This window comes from Planctomycetota bacterium (genome assembly GCA_018242585.1).
Lineage (GTDB): Bacteria > Planctomycetota > Planctomycetia > Pirellulales > PNKZ01 > JAFEBQ01.
This window is the reverse complement of record JAFEBQ010000008.1, coordinates 23,498-45,637: the sequence shown is the minus strand read 5'-3', so window position 1 is coordinate 45,637 and position 22,140 is coordinate 23,498. Positions and strand designations below refer to the sequence as shown.

Here is a 22,140-nt window from a genome sequence, read left to right as displayed (position 1 = left end):
CGCGGCGGGTCAAACGTCGCGGTTTCCCTGCGTTTTTCGCGGCCTTTGCCAGGTGTTAAAGTTTGACATCCGGCGACCGACCTGCCTAAGATCGATCGAGCGGGCTGTTCTGCCCTAACTTGTTTGCGCTACGGTTGTTGACATTGCCGGCCAGGGCCGCCGTCGCCCTGGGGCAGGCACACTGTCACTCACCTTCACTGGTCCGAGCTTCCTCCATGAACTTACTTCGGTTGATGCTGACGTTCATGATCCTGCTGGGGAGCGCCGGGGTGGTTTACCTGTCGGGTGTCTCGATCAATCTGCGCAAGCAGAACGAGCAGTTGGCCACTCAGGCCGAGCAGCAACTGAAGCAAGCGATCGAAGAAGGAGAAATCCTCCGCGTCGGCGATCAGCAAGCGCGCAATGAAGTGCTGGCCGGCTGGGTCGACGCGCCGATCAGCGAGCAATTGAAAAAAGGTCGCCCCGGCTTGCGCCAGATGCAGACCGCGCTGAACGACGCGCTGGTCGGCCGGGGGCGCGTGTGGGACGAATGCCGCCGCAGCAGCGCCAACGAGAAGGGGGAAGCCACCGTCACCGTGGCCCAACCGACTCCGCCGGGCATCGAAGCCAAGATGCTGATGCGCGTGTTCCAAAAGGCCGATCTGAGTAACGCCGATACGCCGGCGGGGGGCGCTTACCTGGGCGAGTTCCTGGTCACGGCGGTCGATGCTCAGAAAGTTTCGCTCAAGCCGGCGTCGAGCATGCCGCAACGGAAGCTTGATCAGTTGGCCAACGGTCCTGGCGAATGGGTGTTGTACGAGATCATGCCCAGCGACCGGCACTCGGCCTTTACGGGGGCCGAACTCGGCAAGCTGATTCCGACGAGCGTTCGTCCCGAGTACGCTCGCGACGGGCAGCCGGCCAATGAAAAGGATCCGCCCGAGGCGCTGCGCCGCGTCTGGGTCCGTAACGCCGATGGGAACGGCGCGTACAAGCTCGATGTGCCCGAGGGAGAAGCGCCCGATGCGGTGCCGGCCACGCCCGCGAACAACGCCAAGTTCACCGAGAGTCCTGGTTCGGGGAATTACGACCTGAAGGAAGGCAAGCTCGAAGACGGTAAGTTCGTCGAGGGCAAGTTCTACGACCGGCCGCTGCGCGACTACAGCGTGATTCTCCACGAGTTGCAGCGGCATATCTGGGTGATTCAAGATCGTTTGGCCACGGCGCAGAGCCGTTTCGACGCGCTGAGCAAGTCGGCCGAAGAATTGAAGAAGGACGATGGCCCGCTGGCCAAGGCCGACAAGGAAATCGCCAAGCTGGAAGCCACGCTCAAGCTGACCAAGGAAGAGGTCGAGTTCACCAAGAAGAAGCTCGAAGCGGCGCTGAAGTACATGGCCGAGAACTCCGATAAGATTGAACAACTGCTGGCCCAGAACAAGAAGCTGGCCGATCGGTTGACCGCGTATCAATTGAACGAAGCCCGCAAGATCGACGACGCCTCGCAAGCGACACGGACGCCCGAGCCCGCCGGCGCGGGGCAGTAGCGGGCCATTCTTAGCTGGCAATTCTGTTTGCCACCGGGGTGGCCCAGGTGCTTGCACCTGGGTGGCCGAAGGCCACAAGAAACCTCGAGCGCCGTCCCGTGCGGGTGGCAAGTTTCCCTTTGGGTTGCGCGTGCCCATCGAGTTTCTTGTTGCTGCGCAACACCGATGGCCGAGCCATCGGTGCCACCCAAGCCACTATAACGCGGCGAGAATCGCTCCAATGCGCGCTCAAGGGCCGCTTAAATCAGCGCTCGCGCCTCTCGACCTCAGGGGTAGAATACCTCGGGACGGCCCTTCACTCGGAAGGGCTGCGCAAGGTTCACGCCGGCGGCTCACGCGCCGGCCTCAACGCAGCGAGACGGCATGGGTATCTACGACCGGGACTATTCGCGCGAAGACGACGCCCCCAGCACCTTCAGCGGGCCGCGCACCGCCGTCGGCATTCTCATTGTGCTGAACGTGGTGGTGTTCATCGCGGTCTATCTTCTGCAACGAGGGCAAAATGTCCCGGTGCCGATTGTCGAGTCGCTGTTGCTGACCGCCGACTGGTTCCAGCACCCCTGGATGATTTGGCAGTTGGTGACCTACGGGTTCGTCCACGATTGGCAAAGCATCCAGCACGTCGTATTCAATATGCTGGGGCTGTTTTTCTTCGGCCGCGATATCGAACAGATTTATGGCAAGCGCGAGTTCACGTTGGTCTACCTGGCCATGCTCGTCTTCGGCGCGCTGGTCTGGTTGGTGTCGATGCTCGCCATGCAACGACAGGGAGTGGTGCTGGGGGCGTCGGGAGCCGTCATGGGAATGACGGTGCTGTTCGCGCTGCACTATCCGCACCGCCGCGTCTTGTTCATGGGCTTTCTGCCCCTGCCCGCCTGGGTCATGGCGGCGATGTACGTGTTCTTTGACCTGACGGCGAATCCTGCCCGCGGGGGCGTGGCGTACCAGGTTCACCTGGCGGGCTCGGCCTTTGCGGTAGCCTACAAATACTTCGGCTGGCGATTGTCGGGCATCGTCCCGACCGACTGGCTCAGCTTGAAAGCCTGGCGTCGGCCGAAGCTCCGCGTCCACCGCGAAGAACCCGACGAACACGGCATGGACCGGGTGCAACAGCGCGTCGATCAGATCCTGGCCAAGTGGAGCAGCGAAGGGGAGGAAAGCCTGACCCGCGAAGAACGACAATTCCTCGAAGAAGCCAGCCGCCGCTATCAACAACGCCGGCAGTGAGCAGGCCTCACCATGAGCATTCGACCACAATGACGGATCGGCGCGACACTGTTCCACCGTCCCCGAGCCAGCGCCAACCCTTCTCCCTCCGGGAGAAGGTGGCCGAAGGCCGGATGAGGGTCCATGTCGACCGACGAGAATGCGTGACATCAGGCCACGTGGACCCTCATCCGGTTCGCTGCGCTCACCACCTTCTCCCGGGGTGAGAAGGGTTAGGCGGGGTGCCATGCTCAAACTTCTTGTTTGAGCATGTGAAGCGTGTACCAAGCATGCTCAAGGCTTAATGCCTTGAGCATGGCCCCCGGCCTAACTCGCTTGGGTCGATGTCACCGAGGGGGAATTACAGCACGCGATTCCAAGCGGTTCATGGAAGCGCTATGTTCTTGAATTCGAATTCAAGAGTTTTGGAAATGGTCGGTCTCGCGACGATAAGGCCAAGAAAAAGGTCTTGCGAGTAATTTACCTTATATCTCGTCTCCAAGATGGCCGCGCCGTCGCGAACACTTTCCGATTTAAAGTCTTCTGTCAAAAGTATGCCGTCTTTGCCCAAGCCCCAAGTGACGAGCCGGGAATGCTCAGGTGGAACCTTTAAAACCAAAGTTGTCTCGCCGTCTTTGTGTTCGATTGTCATGTGAGTCGAGAATCCTTCAAGGCTTTTGTGCTTGAGTTCCTTTCCACTGATCGCAGCAGGATCGAGGAATACTGCTTTTACAGTAATCCCACGAGACACTTTCACTTTTCCGCGTATCAACTTGAGAGACTCTGCACCACGCCGAGGCGCGTCGAGCATCAAATGGACCACTGGTCCCTGCCTGCCACGAAATGAATGCGTTTCAGAGCACTTGGTTTCGCCTTTCAGACAATCAATGTTTTCAAGGCGTTCATCTGTTGAAAGTAATGTGCCTGTATTGTCTTCAATCGGGCTTAGCTCGATGAGCTGCACGAGGAAATCGGCGTTGCCAGGCGCATAATCGAGTGTAGGACAAATGGTCAAATCCATGCTGTTAAGCTTCGCGCTTTTTGCAGAGTAGGAAACACGCTCGCGCTTTACCCTAATCGCCGATATTTCGACGCCACCGCTTATACCGATTAGTTCGTTTCGACCGTCCATCGGGTCAGACTGTTTGGTCTGACCCAGCACAATTAGAGGAGTAAATGCCACGCTCAGCAAAACGCTCACGCAAATTCGCATCGCGAATAACTCCAGGTGAACAGGGAGGCTGGGCCGACTGAAAAATGATCGTTGATTCATCACGAGTCACAGCAATGTCGAGAGGCGATTGCTTGCAAATAAGAACCGAACAAATGCCACGCTCAAGCGAGGTCTAGACAAGCCGCTTTCAATGCTTGGTTCGATGTCACCGTTGGGTTTAACTCGCTTGGATGCGACACACCCAAGCGGGTTACGGACAAGCAGAAAAATCGTCAAAAACTTGCCTGCCCGGGCTGCCGGACGGTTCGGGCGTCTCGACTCGTTCGTGCCTGCCTTGTTCAGCTTACCCCTCACCAGCGACGTTTGCCACCGCGCGACGAGAACCACCCTTCGTCGTCACGATGGCAGGCCGATCCTAGTTCGTGGGCAAGAATAAATACCGCGTAAAGTGAAAGAAGACCGGCGCGGCGAAGCAGAGCGAGTCGATCCGGTCCAAGACGCCCCCGTGCCCTTGCACCAGCGTGCCATAGTCCTTCACGCCCCGGTCGCGCTTGATCGCTGACATGGTCAAGCCGCCGGCGAAGCCCATCACCGTGGTGGCGGCGGCCATGCCCGCGGCCTGGTAAAACTCGAACGGCGTGGTCCATTTCATGGCCATGCCGAACATCGTGGCGCAGGCCAGCCCGCCGATAAACCCTTCCCAGGTTCGATTGGCGTTGATCGTGGGGACGATCACGTGGCGGCCGAACAGCTTGTCGCACAAGTAGCTGAACGCGTCGCCAGCCACGACCACCAGGATGAAATAAAACAGCAACTGCCGCTGGTCGTAGTTGGGGTCGGGAAACTCCAACTGCAGCAAGGCCGGCGCGTGGCTCAGGCAGTAGACGCAGATCATCAGCCCCGCTTGAATCTTGGCGCACCGCTCGAGATAGCGCTTGAAGTCGCCGGCCAGCGCCACGCGGGCCGGAATGAACAGAAAGCCGTAAACCGGGATCACGATGCTGTAGAGCTGGTACTGCTTCTGGGCGACCAGCACATATTGCAGCGGCGTGAAGGCGAAAAACACCCAAAACAGCGTGCGATGGTCGGCCATGCGCGTGGGCGTCAGGGTGACAAACTCGCGCAATGCCCAGAACGACAACAGCCCGAACAGTATCTCGGTCGGCAACCGCCCCGGCAGGAAAAACGCCGCGGCCAGCACGGCGCACAGCAGCCACCAGGCGCGAATCCGCGAGTTGAATTGCTCGACGGCCGCCGAGTCGAACCCGGTCTCGCGCTGCCGGCGCAGCAGTTGCCCCAGCCCTGTTGCCAATCCCAACAGCAACAGCACCGAGCCGACCAGCGCTAAAGTAGACAGGTTGTTCATCGCGCGTTATCGGTCCTTCAGGTTCACCACCGCCTCGCGGGCGCGGTTCAAAAAGTCGGTCTTGGGCTCACCCTTTTCCAGCCAGATCGGCGCGCCGAACGTGATGCAACTGAGCATCGGCACCGGCAGAAACTCGCCCCGCGGTAAGACGCGATTCATATTGTCGATATGCACCGGCACCAACTCCAAGTCGGGGCGCTTCTTGGCCAGATAGTACAGCCCGCTTTTGAATTCCCCCACGTCGTCGGTCACGCTGCGATGCCCTTCGGGAAACACGATCAGCGAATGGGTGTCGCCGATCGCCTTGATCATCAGGTCGACCGGGCTTTGGTGGACCTTGATGTTCTTGCGATCGATCAGCAACGCGTCGAACACGTGGCGGGCCAGGTAACGCCGCACGAAGCCTTGCTCCCAATAGTCGCGGGCGGCGACCGGCCGCGTCAGTTGTCGCACCTGGGCCGGCAACGACGACCAGAGGATCAATGCGTCGAGATGGCTGGTATGGTTCGCAAAATAAATGCGCTGGCACGTGTCGGGCTGACAGTCGATCCAGCGCACGCTGGCCCCGGCCAGCAGTCGCGCGATTCCTGCCAGAACTTGCCGCACAATCTCCGTTTGGTTCAACATCCACGCACTGATCGACTTGCGAACACCCTTGGCTGTGGCGGCATCTGGCTAGAAAACACCGGAAAGTTTTGAACCGCAAAGACGCAAAGGGCGCAAAGTAAAGGCGAATAGCGATGTCAGGAAGGCTTCGGGCAAGAGCCACTCACGGTTCTTGGATGCCTTCTTAGCGTCCTTTGCGCCTTTGCGGTTCAAATGGTTCCTATTCCACGATGAACCGCTCCCCAAATGGCATCCTAGTCGGCGCGTCGCGCCCCGTCCACCGGCCCCCAAGCCGGCTCCTTTCGGCGTGTCGGCGGGCCGGGTACATTGAGGTCAAACCGCCCGTTTCTCGGCGTTTCGACGCTTGTTGCCAGGATCATCGCGCATGTCACTTGAACCTGTCTTGATTGCCGGCCAATGGCGTTCGGACCAGGCCAGCGGCTCGTTCCAGGCCGATAACCCCACGAGCGGCGAACGGCTGCCGCCCGAGTTTCCGGTGAGCAGTTGGGCCGATTGCGACGGCGCGCTGGCGGCCGCCGCCGAGGCCGCCGTGCAACTGCGCACGATCACGCCGGAACGCATCGCGCAATTCCTCTTGCGCATGGCCGAGTTGATCGAGGGAGCGGCGGCCGATCTGGTCGCCTCGGCCCACGCCGAAACTGGCTTGCCGGTCAAGCCGCGCTTGGCCGATGCCGAACTGCCGCGTACCACCGGGCAATTGCGCCAGGCGGCCGAAGCGGCCCGCGAAGGGTCGTGGTCCCTGCCGACCATCGACACCAAGGCCGGCATTCGCTCGTGCCTGGCGCCGCTGGGGCCGGTGTGCGTGTTTGGCCCGAACAACTTTCCGTTCGCGTTCAATGGCGCGTCGGGGGGAGATTTCGCCGCGGCCATTGCCGCCGGCAATCCAGTGATCGCCAAGGCCAACACCTCGCACCCGCGCACGACGCAACTGCTTGCCCGACTGGCACACCAGGCCGTCGTCGACACCGGCCTGCCGGCCGCGACCGTGCAACTGATTTATCGGACCAGCCATGCCGACGGCGAGCGCTTGGCCGCCGACCCGCGCTTGGGCGCGATCGCCTACACCGGATCGCGTAGCGCCGGCCTGAAGCTAAAGGTCGCCGCCGACGCAGCCGGGCTGCCGATCTACTTGGAACTGTCGAGCGTCAACCCCGTGGTGGTGCTGCCGGGTGCATTGTCCGAGCGGGCTGACAAGCTGGCCGATGAATTCACCACCAGTTGCTTGATGGGAACCGGGCAGTTCTGCACCAATCCTGGGCTCGTGCTGCTGCTGGCCGGTGCCGAGACCGATCGGTTCATTGCCGCGATAACCGAGCGCTTTCAAAAGGCCCAGCCTGCGGTGTTGCTGTCGTCGGGCGTGCTGCGCAGTCTGGGGCAGGGGGTCGACACTTTGCGCGGTGCCGGCGCCGAAGTCCTGGTGGGCGCCAAGCCGGTCGACGGCCCCGGCTATCGCTACCAGAACACGCTGTTGCGCGCGACTGGCGCGCAATTCCTGCAAAAGCCGCACGAGTTCCAGACCGAAGCGTTCGGCAACGCGTCGCTGTTGGTCGTGGCGCGCGATGCCGCCGAGTTGGCCAAGATTTTCGATGCGTTGGAAGGGAGCCTGACCGGCTGCGTCTACAGCGACACTCGCGGGTCGGACGACGCGTTGTACGACCAGCTTACGCCGCACTTGCGTTGGCGCGTGGGGCGATTGCTCAACGATCAGATGCCGACCGGCGTGGCGGTGAGCGCCGCGATGAACCACGGCGGCCCGTTTCCGGCCACCGGTCACCCCGGCTTTACGGCGGTGGGCATTCCGGCCGCCTTACGTCGGTTCGGCGCGCTCCATTGTTACGACCACGTTCGTCCGGCACGGTTGCCGGCGGCGCTGCAGGACAAGAACCCGAACGGTCGCATGTGGCGATTGATCGACGGTCGTTGGACGCAAGCCGACGTCGGCGCGGCAGGAGCCTAGGGCGTGAATCTTCTGGTCGTGGCGGTCGACCGGTTGCACGCCGGCTATCTCGGCTGCTTTGGCAACACGTGGATCGAGACGCCGGCGTTCGATCGATTGGCGGCCGAGTCGTTCGCGCTCGACCAGGTGATCGTCCATTCAACCGATCTGGCCGAGTTGTACCGCGGCTGGTGGCAACTGCGCGCGACGAAGGACGCGCCGACGGGCGGGCACCTCTTGTCAGCGCTGGCTGCGGCCGGGCATCGCACCGCGATGTTGAGCGACGATCAACAAGTCGCCAAGTTGCTGGCCGGTGACGCGGTTGAGTCAATCGAACTGCCGGTGGTTCCCGCCACTGAGCGGGCCGAGGACGTCGAACAGACGCACCTCTCGGGCGTGACGGCCGCGGCGCTCGACTGGCTGGCCGAGGCGCGCGAGCAGCCGTTTGCGTTGTGGCTGCACACCGGTGCGCTCGGCGCGGTCTGGGATGCGCCCGACGCGCTGTGCGATCGTTACTCCGACGAAGAAGACGCACCGACGCCGCGCTTGCTCGCGCCGCCGCACGAAGCGCTCGCCCCCGGCGAGGACGAGGAGCGACTGTGGAACGTGGTGCGCGCCTACGCCGCCCAGGTGCTGACGCTCGATGCGTGCCTGGACAACTTGCGCGACGGGCTGGCGGCGCTCGGCCTGGCCGAGAACACCCTGCTGGCCGTGGTCGGCGTACGCGGCCTCGCGCTGGGCGAGCATCATCGCTTTGGCTGTTGGGACGAAGCCGTCTGCGGCGAGACGGTCCACGTGCCGTGGCTGATTCACTGGCCCGACGGTCTGGCTCGTGGCGAACGATCCCAGGCGCTCGTGCAGCCGGCCGATTTACCGACGGCGCTGCTAGCAAGCCTGACACAGAACACCGAGGGGGCGAACGACGTGCTAGCACTGGCGCGAGGCAGCGCGGCGAGCCTGCGCGATCGGGCAGTTGTCGCGTCGCCGACGGGCGAATGGGGAATCCGAACTGCGGCCTGGTATCTGCGCCATCGCGGAAGTCGCGTCGTGCCAGGGGATATGGCCGACAGCGGCGAGGCGCTTTTGTACGCAAAGCCCGATGATTTCTGGGAGCAAACCGACGTGGCGGTTCGCTTGCCGCAAGTGGTCGAAGAGCTGGAACAGGCGTACCGCGACGCTCGATCGCACGCCGCCAGCAGCGAACCGCTGGCATCGCTGTCGCCGTTGCTCACATCCCTTTGGCGATGAGCGGCGGCGCGACAGCTAGCACACGTTGAAAACGATCTCGGCCGATCGCTGTAGGTCACGCCGCCGACCAGAGTTATAATCCGCCGCTCGATTCCCCCCGAGCCGGGCGCGACAAGGATGGTCGACGCTCGCTTTTCACCTCGTGAACCGTTGGCAGCCGATCGATGACCGGACAAGGACGTCCGCATCGCGCCATTGATTTCTCGCGCAAGCCAGTGGGCTTGATCCGCGTCGGTTGTTGCGCGCTCTGGTTGCTGACGTTCGTGGCGCCGCTGGCCGCTGCTGAAACATCGTTGCGGCTGCGCATCGAGTGGGGTGGCACTCAGGAACGGCGCTGGGCCGGCACGATTTCGGTGACCGAAGGGCAAGTGTTCGCGCCGGCCGCGCTGGGACTCGAAGCGGACGAGCCAGGTTCAATCTTCGAGGACGACGGTCGAGTGATCGTCGCCACGCCCAGTCGCCGCCGCTACGACGGTGTCGACGTGCAGATCGTCGCGCCGCTTGAAGCCAAGCTGGTCATCGAACTGCGACCGGCCGATCAACGCGCCGCGGGGGATCGCTCGCCACGGGCAGCGCCGATCGTTGTGCCGCTGGAACAAATCGTCGAAGAGTTCCACAGCAGCGTGCTCGACGGCCAAGGGAGCCGAGTCGTCGTCCGCCGCGCGCCCGGCGACAAGCTGCGTGTCACGCTCGATCGGCAATCGCTCGTCTACGCGCCGGACGATACCGTCGCCTGGCAAGTCCAGCCTAATATGCCGCAGGTGGCCGCGGGCACCCGCGTACGCCTGCAAGCGCGGCTGGCGGCTGTCGGCACGGGTCGCGTGTTCTGGAACGACGAGCGCGAGTTCACCGTCGGGGCCGAGCCGATCGCGGCGCAGCCGTTCGAGTTTGTCGTGCCCGCCGGCGAAGGGGCGTACGAGGTCGTGTTGAACGCGACGAGACGCAACCTGACCGATCGCTTGACCATGCGCGGCGCGATGGACGAACGGCACTGGCAATTTGTCGTCGTCGGCCCGAACCGGATTCCCATGGGCACCAGCTTGCCGGCGTGGGACGTGCTGGTCGAAATCGATCCGGCCCATCCCGGCTGGTGGAACCGCGTGGCTCAGTTGCCCGGCAATCTGCCGTATGTCAACAGCTGGACCTGGCGGCGCGGCCCGCTGGGGAACGGCGAGGTCGCGATCAAGCAGCACTCGCTCGGCGCGCTGGTGCAGCTCGATGCGACCCAGGCCGGCAGCGACCCGCGCTGGGAAGCCTACCCGCTGGCGGTGCAACGCCCCGGTCAGCCGCACGTGCTCGAGGTGGAATACCCGTCCGACGCGCCGCAGTCGCTCGACATCAGCATTGTCGAACCCAACGCCGCCGGCGCGGTGTTGCCCATCGGCCTCGACTCGGGCGTTTACTTGCCGGCCGAGGCGGCGGGTGACAAGCCCGCCATGTTGAAGCATCGGCTGGTGTTCTGGCCCCGAACCGAAGCGCCGCTGGCGTTGATCGTGAATCGTGGCGCGCAGACGCGCGCCACCTATGGCAAGATTCGCTTGCTCGGTCCCAAGGGGAACAGCCGGTCGGCGGCGGCCTTGGCGACGATCTCGAATCCGTTGAATCGCGCGACCGATCCCTTGCCCGACGTTCATTTACCAGCCACCCAGGAAGCCGGCGCGCCCAAGGCCGAACGGCTGATCGCGGCTTACTTCGATCGCCCCTTGTTGCCCGAGAACTTCTCGGCCGGCGGCACGACCGATACGTCGAGTTCCCCTAGCGGTCGCACGCTGGATGACTGGTCGAGCTTCTGGCACAGCGGGCAGCGCTTGACCGAGTATCTGCGCTACGTCGGCTATGGCGGCGCGATGGTCAGCGTCTATGCCGACGGCAGCAGCCTGTATCCCAGCCAACTGTTGCAACCGACGCCGCGCTATGACGACGGCGTGCTGTTGATCGGCGGGCACGACCCGGCGCGCAAGGATGTGCTGGAACTGCTGCTCCGGTTGTTCGATCGGGAAGAATTGCTGTTCATCGCCGGCTTGCAGTTTTCAGCGCCGCTGCCCGAGCTTGAGACGCTGCGCCGCCAAGGGGGCGGGGCGGTGGCGGGCATCGACCTGATCGGGGCCGATGGCCAGCCCTGGCGGGCGCGGAACACGCCGCGCCGCGAGCTGGCGCCCTACTACAATCCGTTGGACTCGCGCGTGCAGGAAGCGATGCTCAACGTGGTCCGCGAACTGGCCGAGCGTGGCCGCGACCACCACTCGTTCGCGGGCATCGCGCTGCAACTCTCTGCGGATGGTTTCGCCCAGTTTCCCGGCGCCGAGTGGGGCTACGATGAGGACACGCTGGCCCGCTTTGAACGCGAAACGCGCGTCGACTTGGGGGCCGCGGGCCCCGACGCCTTGCCGCGCCGGGCCGAACTGCTGGCCGGCAGATATCGCAGTGTCTGGCTGGCGTGGCGAGCCAAGCAGCTCGCGCAGTTCTACGAACGGATGAGCGCCGAGATGCGCGCGGTTCATCCCAACGCCAAGCTCCACCTGGTGACGGCCGAGTTGTTCGCGCGACCCGAGCTGCAATCGCAACTACGGCCGAGCTTGACCGTGGATGTGAAGCCGGATGATTTGCTGCTGCAAGCCGGCATCGACGGCGACACACTGGCCCAGTCCGAGAGCGTGGCGCTATTGCGAAGCATGCGCGTCGCGCCGCTCGACGATCTGACCAGCCAGGGGCCGAACCTGGAATTGAACCTGGCCGAGCAGTTCGAGCGGAGCCTGCAAGGGGGGCGTCACGCCGGGACGCTGTTCTATCACGAACGAAATGAATTGCCGCTGCCGTCGTTCGACGCCAAGAGCCCGTTCCGCAAGACGTACACGCGGCTGGTGACGGTGGCCAGCCCCTCGGGCGACTATGGCCGGCGGCGGTTCATTCACGCCCTGGCCGCCCAGGACAGCCAGTCCTGGTTCGATGGGGGCTGGATGTTGCCGCTGGGGCAAGAACAAGCGACCGTCGAGTTGATGAACATTTTCCGCCAACTGCCCGCGGGTGTGTTCCAGCCGATCGGCGAGTCGACCCAGCCGTTGGCGATTCGCACGTTGCAGAAGAACGGCCGCACCTATATGTACGCGGTGAATGATTCGCCCTGGAAGGTATCGGCAGCGCTGATCGTGAACGGGTCCGGCAGCTTCCGAATGCAGCCGCTGGGATCACAGCGGCGTGGCGTCACCTTGCAAGGCGAGGGCGCGCAGCGGGTCTGCAACCTGGACCTGAACCCGTACGATCTGGTGGGGACCGTCTTTGACGGAGACGTGCGAATCAGCAAGCCGACGGTGAACGTCCCGCCGCAATTGGCCGAGTCGCTCGAAGCGCGGATTCGCGATCTGTGGGCCCGGGCCGCGGCGCTTAAGAGCGCCGCGCCGATCGCGGGCTTGGCGAACGCCGACTTCGAGCAAGCCACTCGCCGCGAAGGGCCGGTGGCTGGCTGGGAATTGAAGCCGCAGGCTGGCGCCCGCTGGGAACTTGACGCCACCGAAGCACACGACGGGAAGCAGTCGTTGCACATCTCGGCCGGCGCGGCCGGGGCCGAGTTGAACAGCGTGCCGTTGTTGATGCCGGCGACCGGGCGATTGTCTCTGGGGGTCTGGCTGCGAGCGCCGGCCAACACGCAGCCGACATTGCGGCTGGGGGTCGAAGTGCTGGACGGTACGACGCAGGTGCGCAATGCCGTGGTCGGCGCGCCGCCGGCCGTGCAGCCGTTGCCGACGTCGTGGGGGCAGTTCGTGTTGCCGATTCACGAGTTGCCGACCGACGGGCCGCACCGGGTACGCGTGCGATTCGAGCTATTAGGAGCCGGCGAGATTTGGATCGATGACGTGCAGTTGTTCGATCTGGACTTCAGCGAGGACGAACGGCTGGAGCTGTCGAAAGAGCTGGCCCTGATCGAATACAAAAAGAACAGCGGCAACTATCGGGATTGCTTGCGGCTGTTAGAGGGCTATTGGCCGCGGTTCCTCGTCGCGCATGTGCCGGCGGTCGATGTGCCGTTGGCCAAGTCGCCGGCCGAATTGGGCCCGGCGGGTGAAACCAAGCCCGAGGCCGAACGCCGCGCGGGCCTGATGGACCGCTTCCGCCGCGCGATTCCGGATTTTCTCAGGTAGCGATTGGCTATTAGCGGCTAGCATTCCGACCGCCCCGTCTTGCATTCAAGGAATCATTGCCATGACACGTGTCATCGGGACCCTTTCGGTCTTCATCCTCTACACGTCGATGTGCCTCGGTGACGAACCAAAGAATGCGATCTCAGTGGCCAAACAGGGCGACGAATCCTACGTCAATGGTGACTATGACGACGCCATTGCCAACTACCGGGAAGCGATTCGTCTCAGTTCGATAAGGCCGAACGTGTTCTCTGAACTGGCACCTGGATCACCGTTCAAGACCGACAATCGCAAAGTCGAGGTCGGCATCCTCGATGAAAGTCGGCTCAAATCCCAGCTTGCGAGGGCCTACCAATATCGAGGTGAAATAAGGCTGCGTTTGGGGAAATATGACGAAGCCATCGCTGACTTCAATGACGCAGTGCTGCTTGATGCAAATAACAGTTCAACCTATCGAAGTCGAGGCTATGCCTGGAAAGGCAAAGGCGATCTCGATAATGCCATCGCGGATTTCAACAAATGCTTACGGCTTGCCCCTGCTGATGCTTGGGCATTTGGCAGTCGGGCGAATGTGTGGAGGTCCAAGCACAAATATGCAGAGGCAATTGCCGATTACAGCGAAGCCCAACGGCTCGATCCTGAATCTCCGTATGCCTACAACTCGCTGGCTTGGATTTGGTCCACTTGCCCTGAGCAATGTTTTCGCAATGGGAAGAAAGCCGTCGAGTACGCCACCAAAGCCTGCGAACTAAGTCAATGGAAATCTCACTCGAATGTGTCTGCCCTGGCCGCTGCTTACGCCGAAACCGAAAAATTCGAGGAAGCGATCAAGTGGCAAGAAAAGGCCATCGAACTTGCAACTCAAGAGACGACTAAGGAAACGGCCCGATTACTTCTCGAACTATACAAGCTGGACAAGCCGTACCGAGAAAAAACGGACAAGTCGTCAACCGGTTCGCCGCCGAAGAATCAGTATGTGATCGAGTTTTGGCTACTCAACCAAAACGGCTGGCTGTATGCCCCCAAGGTTCTTCTCGATGAAGGCGGCAAGACAGCCGTAAATATTGGCGAAAGTGAGAAGCGAAAACTGGAAGCAACGGCCCAAACAAGAGACGTTCAGAAGCCGGATCGACAATTATTCGACATCAAGTTTAATGATACATCCATCCCTGAGAAGGCATTCGAGATGGATTGGACGCTGAGCTTCCCTGACAAGTGCAAAGCATTTTTCGAATACGGGTGGAGAAAGGGGTTCCTCTACGGAATCACCGTCACTCGACGGTGAGAGAAGAGGTGCCGGGAACCCTTTCGGCCGAGAGCGTGCCGGGTGTCTGCTTCGCATGCTCAAGCTGTGGCTTGAGCATGGCACCCGGCGATTAGCGGTTGTGGCGGCTAGACTAGAGCGACGTTTTGAACTCTGATTCCGTCATTCCCGCGCAGGCGGGAATCTAGAGGGTAACCGCAACCACTAGATTCCCGCCTGCGCGGGAATGACGGTCTGGATGGGCCTCTCACCAAGAATGGAAAATCGCACTAAATCGCCGATTTCGTCGTGCAGGTTCTCGGCCGTAGAAAAGGTGTCAGGAACCGAATCTGATTTCGGTTCCTGACACCTTTTCTACCCCTTTTCTCCCCGCAGGCCGAAGCGTGGCCTGTGCGCGCTATTCGCGAATGCGAACGTCGGCTTCCGAGACGATCCACAGCCGGCCAGTTATTGGCTCGCGTGGCAACAAGTCGAGAATCCGTCGCACGACGCTCAAGATGTGTGAGCGACTCTGATTGGCCACACGCAGCACGATCAAGCCAGCATGATCCGCGGGCGGAAAGTTGCGAATGTCGGCGAAGTCCAAATCAAGAGTCACGAGAGCCCGGCCTTCGTCGCGGCAATGTTGAGCCAGGGTCACGTCATCCGAACCGCACAGGCCTTCGGTATGAACCGTATGTGCGTCGTGGCCGTGGCTCGAGAGTAAATCGCCGATTTCGTCGTGCAGGTTCTCGTCGATCTTGAACCGCATCAAGCCGCACCCGGCGTGAAGGGGATCACGGTTTCACGAGCCAGTTCGGCCGCGTATTGAACGGCGGCCTGGACATCTGCGCGTTCCAGATGATAGCCGCGCATGATCTCGTCTACCGATTCGCCAGCCGCCAAATTGTCGAGCACCACCGACACCATGACTCGGGTGCCGCGAATGCAGGCTTTGCCGTGACAGACGTTTGGGTTCACGGTGATGCGTTCTTGCCAACTCATGGGAGTGACCTTTTTTGCCAGAGCCACATCCATTTTAGCATGCCGAACTAGCAACCAGCAACTTTCCGCTCGCTAGGGTGGTGGGTCAGTTTGAAACTAGGACGTTGGGTGGCGGGGTCAGAGCGCAGCGATGGCCCCGTGGTTACGGTTCGGGGCCATCGCTGCGCTCTGACCCCGCCACCCTGCCGCTGCTGTCTAATCGCTAGCCGCTAATAGCTAATCGCTAGCGCTTCATCCCCTCGGGTAGCTTCTTGTTCTTGAGCTGGTAGACGTAGGCCAGAATCTCGGCCACGGCGGCGAAGGCCTGATTGGGGATCGGGCGGCCGACGTCGACTTCCTTGTAGAGCAATTGTGCCAGCGGCTTGCGCTCGACAATCGTCACGCCGTGTTCCAGTGCCAGGCGGCGAATCTGCTGGGCCAACTCGCCCGCCCCTTTGGCCAGGACGACCGGGGCGTTCATCTTGTCGGGCTGGTATTCGAGGGCCACGGCCAACTCGGTCGGGTTGGTGATCACCACGTCGGCTTTGGGAATCACGGCCTTCAGGCGTTGCTTGACCAGCTCGCGCTGGACCTGCTTGCGGCGAGCGGCGATCTGGGGATCGCCTTGCAGGTTCTTGAGTTCTTCACGCACCTCTTGCGAAGTCATCCGCAGGTCTTGCTCCTGTTTCCACCACTGAAAGCCATAGTCGAGGACCGCAATCACGAACAACGCCAGGCCGAGCTTGAACCCGAGCGTGGAGAGTGATTCGAGGATGTACGCGCCGATCTGCGACGGCGTGAGGTCCGCCAGGGACAGGATGCGATCCTGCTCGTTCGAGATGCAAACATAGGCAACGGCGGCCACGACGGCGATCTTGATCAGCCCCATCAACAAGCGCACGGCCGATTGCAGCGAAAAGACCCGGCCGAAGCCGGCCAGCGGATCGATGCGCGAGATGTCGGGGGCGAGCTTCTGGGGCAGGAACATGATGCCCACCTGAAGCATGGTGACTGTCACGTCCCAGAGCATGACCAGGCCGAGGATCGGCAGGATGACCAGCGCCAGGCGTTGCAACAAGTCGTTGTTGATGGCGCAGGCGGTCGAGGTGTCCATCGACAGCCAGGCCTGGCCGCCGAGCGAGTCGCCGGCAAAGCCGCCAAAGTAGGTGACCAGCGACATGCCGAGCCAGGACAAGACGCCGACCGCGCCCAGCAGGACAAGCGCACTGGTCAGATCGGCGCTGCGCGCCACCTGGCCCTGTTCGCGCGCCTGTTCGCGGCGATAGGGAGTGGCTTCCTGCGTTTTGTCCGAATCGTTGTCGGCCATGGAGAAGTTGCTGGTTGCTAGTTGCTAGTTGCGAGGGGGGTCAGTAGTCAGTTGCACTCCGCTTCGCACTTGGTGATTGATGTGCGTCGTATCTGTCTTCCCACAACTGACAACTGACAACGGACAACTGACCACTGACAGATCTTGAGCGTGATGGCGAGCGCGCGTGGATGTCTCATGGTGTGGCCCCCGTCACCCGACCAGTGATTCGAGCACGACTTGGACCGTCGGCTCGAGATGTTCGTCGAGCAGATATGCCACGGCGCCGAACGAAACCCACAACGTCCCCAGCGTGGCCAGCGCATTCACGCCAAAGCCGAGCGACATCAGATTCAGTTGCGGCAACGTCCGGCTCAACAACCCCAGGGCGAACGTGGCCAGCAGCAAGGCCGCGGCCGACGGAGCGGCGGTGCGAATGCCCAGCGAAAAGCTCTGGGCCATCAGGTCGGACAGAAAGGTCGTCAGCGACGGCGACAGCGCGGCCGAGCCGGGGGGAATGACGTCGAAGGTTTCGAGCAGCCCGACCAGCAACATCCGGTGGCCGCCAATCAGCACGAAGATCGCCAGGGCGAGCATGTGCAGAATCTGGGCCACCAGCGGCACGTTGGTGTCGAGCGTAGGGTTCAAGACTTCGGCCAGCGACATGCCGCCAAGTTGACCGATCATGTAACCCGACAGTTGAAAGCCGGCCAGCAGGATCGAAACGCCCAGGCCCAGCATCAGGCCGACGAGCAGTTCACTGGCCACGAGCAGAAAGTAGTCGAGCGCCGACATATCGGCCAGCGGCGTCAGAGGCAATTGCAGCGGCGTCGACAAGACGGCCAACGTCAGTGACAAGAGCGCCCGGACTTGCATGGGCACTTCCACGCCGCTGAACACCGGGGCCGAGAGGACCAGTCCGCTGGTGCGCGAGAGGACCAGCATGAAGGTGGCCACCAGGTGCAACTGGCCAAAGATCGTGGTGAGCCATTCCATGAGATGCTTCGCAGGGTCGTCAATTCAAGTGCCGCCGGTTCGTTGGCCAGCGATCCTTCTCCCACCGGGAGAAGGTGGCCGATAGGCCGGATGAGGGTCATGATTGCTTCGCGAGGCGTCGTGGACCCTCATCCGGTTCGCTGCGCTCACCACCTTCTCCCCGGGGGAGAAGGGTTGCGGACGCAACGTCTCAGTACCCCATGCCGGGCAATTGGCTGTACGACGATTGGACGTATTCGATCAGGTGTTCGAGCACCCAAGGCAACGTGATGGCAAAGACCGCGGCCATGGCGATCAGCTTGGGGACGAACGCCACGGTTTGTTCTTGCACCTGGGTCAACGCTTGCAGCAAACCCATCAGCAGCCCCATCAGCACACCGACGACCAGGACCGGCGCGCTGACGATCAGCGAGATCCAGATGGCGTTCCGCGCGAGATCGATGGCGTCTTGGGGTTGCATGGGGGGAAGTTGCTGGTTGCGGGTTGCTTGTGAAAGGTCAGTTGTCAGTAGTCCGTTGTCAGTTGCACTTTGTTTCAATCGTGGTGCCGAGTTCGGGCCGCAGGTCATGTCTTTTCAACTGACCACTGACCACGGACAACTGACCATCGCTACGTAAACGGCTGGACACTTTCCATCAGCATGCCGATCACCAGATGCCAGCCGTCGACCAGCACGAACAAGAGCAGCTTGAACGGCAGCGACACCAGCACCGGCGGGAGCATCAGCATGCCCATCGCGATCAGCACGCTCGACACCACCATGTCGAGCACCAGGAACGGCAAGTAAATCTGAAAGCCGATCAGGAACGCCGTCTTCAGCTCGCTGAGCATGAAGGCCGGCAGCAAGGCCTGGATCGGCACGTCGTCATAGCTTTGCGGCGTGGGCTGATCGGGCAGATACTCCAGGAACAACCACACGTCGTCCGAGTTGCCACAGCGGTCGATCTGCAGACCCATGAAGCGGCGCACCGGAGCGATGCCCCGTTCCCAGGCCTGATCGAGCGTGATCTGCCGATTGGTGTAGGGGCGGATGCCTTCGTCGTACGCTTCCTTCCAAACCGGCGTCATGATCCACAGGGTGACGAACAGGGCGATCGAAGTGATCACCTGGCTCGGTGGTAACTGCTGGGTGCCGAGCGCCTGTTTCAGCAGTCCGAGCACCGTGATGATCCGCACAAAGCAGGTGGTCATCATCAACAAGGCCGGCGCCAGGCTAATCACCGTCAACAGCAACATCACTTGCAACGTCGCGGTCAAGCCGCCGGGGCTGGTCCAGGCCTCGGGCCCGCCGGCCAGCGACGTGGGCATCTCGATGCGCGCCGGCATGTTCGCCGGTTGCTGGGCGGTTGCAGTCGACCAATAGCCGGCCAGCGTGATGACCAAGGCCAGCCAGGGCAAAACGCGGCTGGCGCGTCGGCCGCGCCAACGCCGCCACTGCTCGATGGGCGTCAATTGTTTTTTGGCGTCAGACATCGCCGTCCTCCTCGCCCATCGCTTCGACGCCTATCGGCTTGGTCGCAAGCGGCGCGGGCGAGCTGGTCGCGGGGCCCAGAAAGCCGCGGATCGAGCGCTGTCCGGCGAACTGTTGAAAGACGCGGCGGAAGGCGTCGCTCGAACTGTTCGATTGAGTCGACTTGCACAGGCCGGCCAGACGATCGACCTCGACCGGGTCGGTGACTTCGGCGATCGTTTCGGCCCCGCCGACGCTCAGCGAAACCAGCACCAGCTTGTTTCCCAACCGCAACAGATGGGCATGTTGGCGACCCGACAGGGGGGTGCGGCCGAGCACTTCGACGACCTCGCGCGGCAAAGCCGGTGCGCCGGCCGGCATGCTGCGCCGCAGCACCCAAGCCGAAATGAAGAACAGACCCAAGACGATGGCCATGCTCGCGCCGACCGTGGTCAGCGAAGGCGCACCGCTGGCGCGAGTCGCGGCTTCTTCGTCCGCCGCGCGGGGCGTGGTCTGTCCACGTCGGGCCAGGGGCAAAGGCTTGGATTGTTTGGCCGGCGGCGCGCGCAAGGGCTCGGCCGGCGTAGTGTGGATCGCTTGTGCCACGCCCTGATCCGCCGGGGGCGTATTCTGTCCGCCGGCATATTGAACCGGTTGCTGGCCGGCGCTGGGCGCGTAAGACGGCGAGGCGCCCGGCGGCGTGGGAATGGTGACTTGCGTCGGTGGCAACGGCGTCCCAGTGGTATTCGCGGGGAGACGTTGCGGCTCGCGCGGGGCGTTGCGCAGGTCGGGCTGCTGGGCCGCGGCCGAAGCCGCCAGCGCGAACAAGCCAACCAGCAGAAGCATGCGACTGAGCGCCATGGGCAAGCAATCCGTTTCAGCCGGCGGCCGCGACTTCGCTGGCCACGAGTTCCGCCACGCGAACGCAAAAGTTATCGTTCAGCACCAGCACTTCGCCGCGCGCGATCAAGCGTCCGTTGACGTAAATGTCGACGGGGTCGCCGGCCAGCTTTTCCAGCGGCACGACCGAGCCGCGGCGCAGCTTGAGAATGTCTTCGAGGTACATCTGCGTGCGGCCAAGTTCGATCTTCAGGTCGAGTTCGACGTCGCGCAGCAGTTCCAGCGTGGCGGCCTCGGCCGATGGCGGCGCGCCGGTGAACTCGTCGAAGCGGAAGCGTTTCACTTCGGGGCCAGCGGCCAGCGGCTGATCGATCGACGCCAGGGCCGCTTCGGCCTGGCGAATCAACAGCTCCATGTCCTGGGGGGCGATCGTGGCGTCGCCGCTGCTGGCCGCCGCCAATGCGGCTCCGGGCAGCGGGGCGCGCGCCGCAGGCGAGGGCGCTTGCTTGAGCAGGGCGTCGATCTCGCTTTGATCGACCGCGCCGGTCTTGGCCGGTGCGGCGTCGGACTGCTTGAGCAGTTGATCGATGTCTTCTTGACGCGGCGATCCAGAGTCGTCGGCCATCGGAATCCATTCCTAGGCGAGGGGTGCGCGGTTTGTCGAACCTGTCGTTCCCTGGCCAGCCGTGGCGCGGTGATCGCAGCGATGGGTCGCGCTGGTCGAGGCTATTGCTCGATGAACGAGAACTCGCTGAAAATCACGGAACGGACGAGGTTTTGGCCCAAAGTCTTGTTAGTTGTCTCCAATATCCGACGTTTGAGCAAGCCCAACCCCGCGTCGGTGAAATCATTCAAATCACAGCCGCGGACCACGACATAAACCTGGTCGCGCAGCCGGTTGGAACGCGACTTGTAAATGTCCCCCATCGCAAGCTCGTCCTTGCCTGCTAGCACCATGCCGTACAGATGGAAGTCGATGCGCAGCGTGGTGTTGGACAAGGGCTGGTAAGCGGTGATCCGATATTCGCCCAGGTCGACTTCGCGCAACTGGTCGCTCTGTTCCTCGACCTCGGGCTCGGCCTCGGGGAGCTTGGGAACCTCGACCTTGGTCGAAACGCTAGCGGCCTCGGCGCGCGGCCAGTACATGTACGCGGCCACGATCTCGGCTGCTGTCACCGCTAGCACGATGCCGCCGATCTTCAGCCAACGCTTCATGGGCTTGGCCGGAGCGGCTTCGGCGGTGGCGGGTTTGGCGTCGGTGGGCTTGGCTTTTTCGGCGGCCATGGCAAATGGATCCTTAACTTGTGCTGTTCAACCGATGCGTGCCGTGGGGCTTGTGTTTCGTCCTGGCGGCGATCAGGGTTTGCTGCCGGCGCTTGTGCCAGCGGGTTCGGTCACATTAGGCACTTCGCCCAACAGGTACAGTTCGACGCGCGAGTTCTCGCGCGCCGACAGGGCGTCGCCGACTCGTTCGACCGGTTCGTTGAGCGCGGCCACGCTGATTCGCAGCCGCGCCGGCTCGATGCCCAAGCCGGTTAGTTGTTGCATCACCTGCCGGCAGCGCGCATAGGCCAGATCCCAGTGATCGCGAAACGGCGACTCGAGCGAGATCGGGTTGCGCGACGTGTGGCCGCGAATCTCGATGCGCTGAGGCTTGCCGGCGAGCTCTTCCGAGATGCGGCGCAAATGCGCCAGCTCCTCGGGCGACAATTCGGCGCTCTGTTCGGCAAAGGACACCGGACCACCGACCGCGATTTGCGGCCCGGGCCTGATGTTGCGCACACGGGACTCGTTGCCCGGCGCTCCTTTCTGCTTGCCCCCCAGTTCGGTCGAATTGTCCCACTTGGCGAATTTTTTGGTGGTGATCTTCACGGGCTTAGTCGACGGCGGCTGGCCGGTCCCGATCCCCAGCATCAGCTTCTCGATGTCGTCGCCGAACTTCTGCTTCAGCGACACCAGGAACGCCTGAAACTTGTCGTCGTCTTTGCGGATTTCGCTCATCGAGACCAGCATGATGAAGAACGTCAGCAGCAGCGACATCATGTCGCCGAAGCTCACAACCCATTCTGGCACTGCGGCTGGTGGATCTTCTTCAACGGCCATGG

19 protein-coding genes are annotated in these 22,140 nt (G+C 62.5%); 6 read left to right on the top strand and 13 right to left on the bottom strand.

The features are described 5' to 3' along the window. The first annotated feature begins 215 nt into the window (after positions 1–215). Positions 216–1,523: a hypothetical protein gene (locus JSS27_04065; GenBank protein ID MBS0208110.1), complete on the top strand. Its 1,308-nt coding sequence runs from the start codon at positions 216–218 to the stop codon at positions 1,521–1,523. A 363-nt stretch (positions 1,524–1,886) separates the two neighbouring features. Continuing rightward, positions 1,887–2,750, top strand: a complete 864-nt coding sequence (locus tag JSS27_04060; GenBank protein MBS0208109.1) for a rhomboid family intramembrane serine protease — start codon at positions 1,887–1,889, stop codon at positions 2,748–2,750. A 364-nt stretch (positions 2,751–3,114) separates the two neighbouring features. Here the strand turns inward: JSS27_04060 and JSS27_04055 are convergent, their stop codons facing one another. From JSS27_04055 to JSS27_04045, 3 genes are all read right to left on the bottom strand, one after another. Then, the gene (locus tag JSS27_04055; protein MBS0208108.1) at positions 3,115–3,942 is read right to left on the bottom strand and encodes a hypothetical protein; all 828 of its coding nucleotides are present in this window, start codon (positions 3,940–3,942) and stop codon (positions 3,115–3,117) included. A 376-nt stretch (positions 3,943–4,318) separates the two neighbouring features. After that, complete coding sequence (locus JSS27_04050) at positions 4,319–5,269, bottom strand: phosphatidate cytidylyltransferase (GenBank protein MBS0208107.1); 951 nt, start codon at positions 5,267–5,269, stop codon at positions 4,319–4,321. A gap of 6 nt (positions 5,270–5,275) precedes the next feature. Then, the gene (locus JSS27_04045; protein MBS0208106.1) at positions 5,276–5,896 is read right to left on the bottom strand and encodes a 1-acyl-sn-glycerol-3-phosphate acyltransferase; all 621 of its coding nucleotides are present in this window, start codon (positions 5,894–5,896) and stop codon (positions 5,276–5,278) included. Positions 5,897–6,260: 364 nt separating this feature from the next. Here JSS27_04045 and JSS27_04040 point away from each other — a divergent pair, with 364 nt between their 5' ends. The 4 genes from JSS27_04040 to JSS27_04025 all read left to right on the top strand — a co-directional run bounded on the left by JSS27_04040 (position 6,261) and on the right by JSS27_04025 (position 14,501). Continuing rightward, positions 6,261–7,853, top strand: a complete 1,593-nt coding sequence (locus JSS27_04040) for an aldehyde dehydrogenase (NADP(+)) (protein ID MBS0208105.1) — start codon at positions 6,261–6,263, stop codon at positions 7,851–7,853. Positions 7,854–7,856: 3 nt separating this feature from the next. Beyond that, positions 7,857–9,080 carry a sulfatase-like hydrolase/transferase gene (locus JSS27_04035; protein ID MBS0208104.1) on the top strand — a complete coding sequence of 408 codons (1,224 nt, stop codon included), beginning with the start codon at positions 7,857–7,859 and terminating at the stop codon, positions 9,078–9,080. A gap of 164 nt (positions 9,081–9,244) precedes the next feature. Continuing rightward, complete coding sequence (locus JSS27_04030) at positions 9,245–13,216, top strand: hypothetical protein (GenBank protein ID MBS0208103.1); 3,972 nt, start codon at positions 9,245–9,247, stop codon at positions 13,214–13,216. Positions 13,217–13,277: 61 nt separating this feature from the next. Beyond that, complete coding sequence (locus JSS27_04025; protein MBS0208102.1) at positions 13,278–14,501, top strand: tetratricopeptide repeat protein; 1,224 nt, start codon at positions 13,278–13,280, stop codon at positions 14,499–14,501. A gap of 376 nt (positions 14,502–14,877) precedes the next feature. On the opposite strand, the gene JSS27_04020 is transcribed toward JSS27_04025, so the two are convergent. From JSS27_04020 to JSS27_03975, 10 genes are all read right to left on the bottom strand, one after another. Then, a complete protein-coding gene (locus JSS27_04020; protein ID MBS0208101.1) occupies positions 14,878–15,231 on the bottom strand; it encodes a DUF5615 family PIN-like protein in 354 nt (117 codons plus the stop codon). After that, positions 15,231–15,464 carry a DUF433 domain-containing protein gene (locus tag JSS27_04015; protein ID MBS0208100.1) on the bottom strand — a complete coding sequence of 78 codons (234 nt, stop codon included), beginning with the start codon at positions 15,462–15,464 and terminating at the stop codon, positions 15,231–15,233. The genes JSS27_04020 and JSS27_04015 overlap by 1 nt, the downstream gene beginning before the upstream one ends. A gap of 223 nt (positions 15,465–15,687) precedes the next feature. Continuing rightward, the gene (gene flhB, locus JSS27_04010) at positions 15,688–16,770 is read right to left on the bottom strand and encodes a flagellar biosynthesis protein FlhB (GenBank protein ID MBS0208099.1); all 1,083 of its coding nucleotides are present in this window, start codon (positions 16,768–16,770) and stop codon (positions 15,688–15,690) included. 192 nt (positions 16,771–16,962) lie between these two features. Then, complete coding sequence (locus JSS27_04005) at positions 16,963–17,745, bottom strand: flagellar biosynthetic protein FliR (protein MBS0208098.1); 783 nt, start codon at positions 17,743–17,745, stop codon at positions 16,963–16,965. 190 nt (positions 17,746–17,935) lie between these two features. Continuing rightward, entirely contained in the window at positions 17,936–18,205 is a 270-nt protein-coding gene (gene fliQ / locus JSS27_04000; GenBank protein ID MBS0208097.1) for a flagellar type III secretion system protein FliQ, read from the bottom strand. Positions 18,206–18,354: 149 nt separating this feature from the next. Then, positions 18,355–19,218, bottom strand: coding sequence for a flagellar type III secretion system pore protein FliP (gene fliP, locus JSS27_03995; GenBank protein MBS0208096.1), 864 nt, complete (start codon positions 19,216–19,218; stop codon positions 18,355–18,357). After that, entirely contained in the window at positions 19,211–20,041 is an 831-nt protein-coding gene (locus tag JSS27_03990; protein ID MBS0208095.1) for a flagellar biosynthetic protein FliO, read from the bottom strand. The genes fliP and JSS27_03990 overlap by 8 nt, the downstream gene beginning before the upstream one ends. 31 nt (positions 20,042–20,072) lie before the next feature. After that, positions 20,073–20,660 carry a flagellar motor switch protein FliN gene (gene fliN, locus JSS27_03985; protein MBS0208094.1) on the bottom strand — a complete coding sequence of 196 codons (588 nt, stop codon included), beginning with the start codon at positions 20,658–20,660 and terminating at the stop codon, positions 20,073–20,075. A gap of 101 nt (positions 20,661–20,761) precedes the next feature. After that, on the bottom strand, positions 20,762–21,319 hold the full coding sequence (locus JSS27_03980; protein ID MBS0208093.1) for a hypothetical protein: 558 nt from the start codon (positions 21,317–21,319) through the stop codon (positions 20,762–20,764). Positions 21,320–21,391: 72 nt separating this feature from the next. Next, positions 21,392–22,138, bottom strand: coding sequence for an OmpA family protein (locus JSS27_03975; GenBank protein ID MBS0208092.1), 747 nt, complete (start codon positions 22,136–22,138; stop codon positions 21,392–21,394). Positions 22,139–22,140: the final 2 nt, after the last annotated feature.

Bases quoted from the DNA above. Each gene is read 5' to 3' on its own strand.
- JSS27_04050 (MBS0208107.1), bottom strand. From the start codon at position 5,269: ATGAACAACCTGTCTACTTTAGCGCTGGTCGGCTCGGTGCTGTTGCTG.
- JSS27_04065 (MBS0208110.1), top strand. From the start codon at position 216: ATGAACTTACTTCGGTTGATGCTGACGTTCATGATCCTGCTGGGGAGC.
- JSS27_04040 (MBS0208105.1), top strand. From the start codon at position 6,261: ATGTCACTTGAACCTGTCTTGATTGCCGGCCAATGGCGTTCGGACCAG.
- JSS27_03990 (MBS0208095.1), bottom strand. From the start codon at position 20,041: ATGCTTCTGCTGGTTGGCTTGTTCGCGCTGGCGGCTTCGGCCGCGGCC.
- JSS27_04005 (MBS0208098.1), bottom strand. From the start codon at position 17,745: ATGGAATGGCTCACCACGATCTTTGGCCAGTTGCACCTGGTGGCCACC.
- JSS27_04015 (MBS0208100.1), bottom strand. From the start codon at position 15,464: ATGAGTTGGCAAGAACGCATCACCGTGAACCCAAACGTCTGTCACGGC.
- fliN (MBS0208094.1), bottom strand. From the start codon at position 20,660: ATGGCCGACGACTCTGGATCGCCGCGTCAAGAAGACATCGATCAACTG.
- JSS27_04060 (MBS0208109.1), top strand. From the start codon at position 1,887: ATGGGTATCTACGACCGGGACTATTCGCGCGAAGACGACGCCCCCAGC.
- fliP (MBS0208096.1), bottom strand. From the start codon at position 19,218: ATGTCTGACGCCAAAAAACAATTGACGCCCATCGAGCAGTGGCGGCGT.
- JSS27_04030 (MBS0208103.1), top strand. From the start codon at position 9,245: ATGACCGGACAAGGACGTCCGCATCGCGCCATTGATTTCTCGCGCAAG.
- JSS27_04055 (MBS0208108.1), bottom strand. From the start codon at position 3,942: ATGCGAATTTGCGTGAGCGTTTTGCTGAGCGTGGCATTTACTCCTCTA.
- JSS27_04045 (MBS0208106.1), bottom strand. From the start codon at position 5,896: ATGTTGAACCAAACGGAGATTGTGCGGCAAGTTCTGGCAGGAATCGCG.
- fliQ (MBS0208097.1), bottom strand. From the start codon at position 18,205: ATGCAACCCCAAGACGCCATCGATCTCGCGCGGAACGCCATCTGGATC.
- JSS27_03980 (MBS0208093.1), bottom strand. From the start codon at position 21,319: ATGGCCGCCGAAAAAGCCAAGCCCACCGACGCCAAACCCGCCACCGCC.
- JSS27_04025 (MBS0208102.1), top strand. From the start codon at position 13,278: ATGACACGTGTCATCGGGACCCTTTCGGTCTTCATCCTCTACACGTCG.
- JSS27_04020 (MBS0208101.1), bottom strand. From the start codon at position 15,231: ATGCGGTTCAAGATCGACGAGAACCTGCACGACGAAATCGGCGATTTA.
- JSS27_03975 (MBS0208092.1), bottom strand. From the start codon at position 22,138: ATGGCCGTTGAAGAAGATCCACCAGCCGCAGTGCCAGAATGGGTTGTG.
- flhB (MBS0208099.1), bottom strand. From the start codon at position 16,770: ATGGCCGACAACGATTCGGACAAAACGCAGGAAGCCACTCCCTATCGC.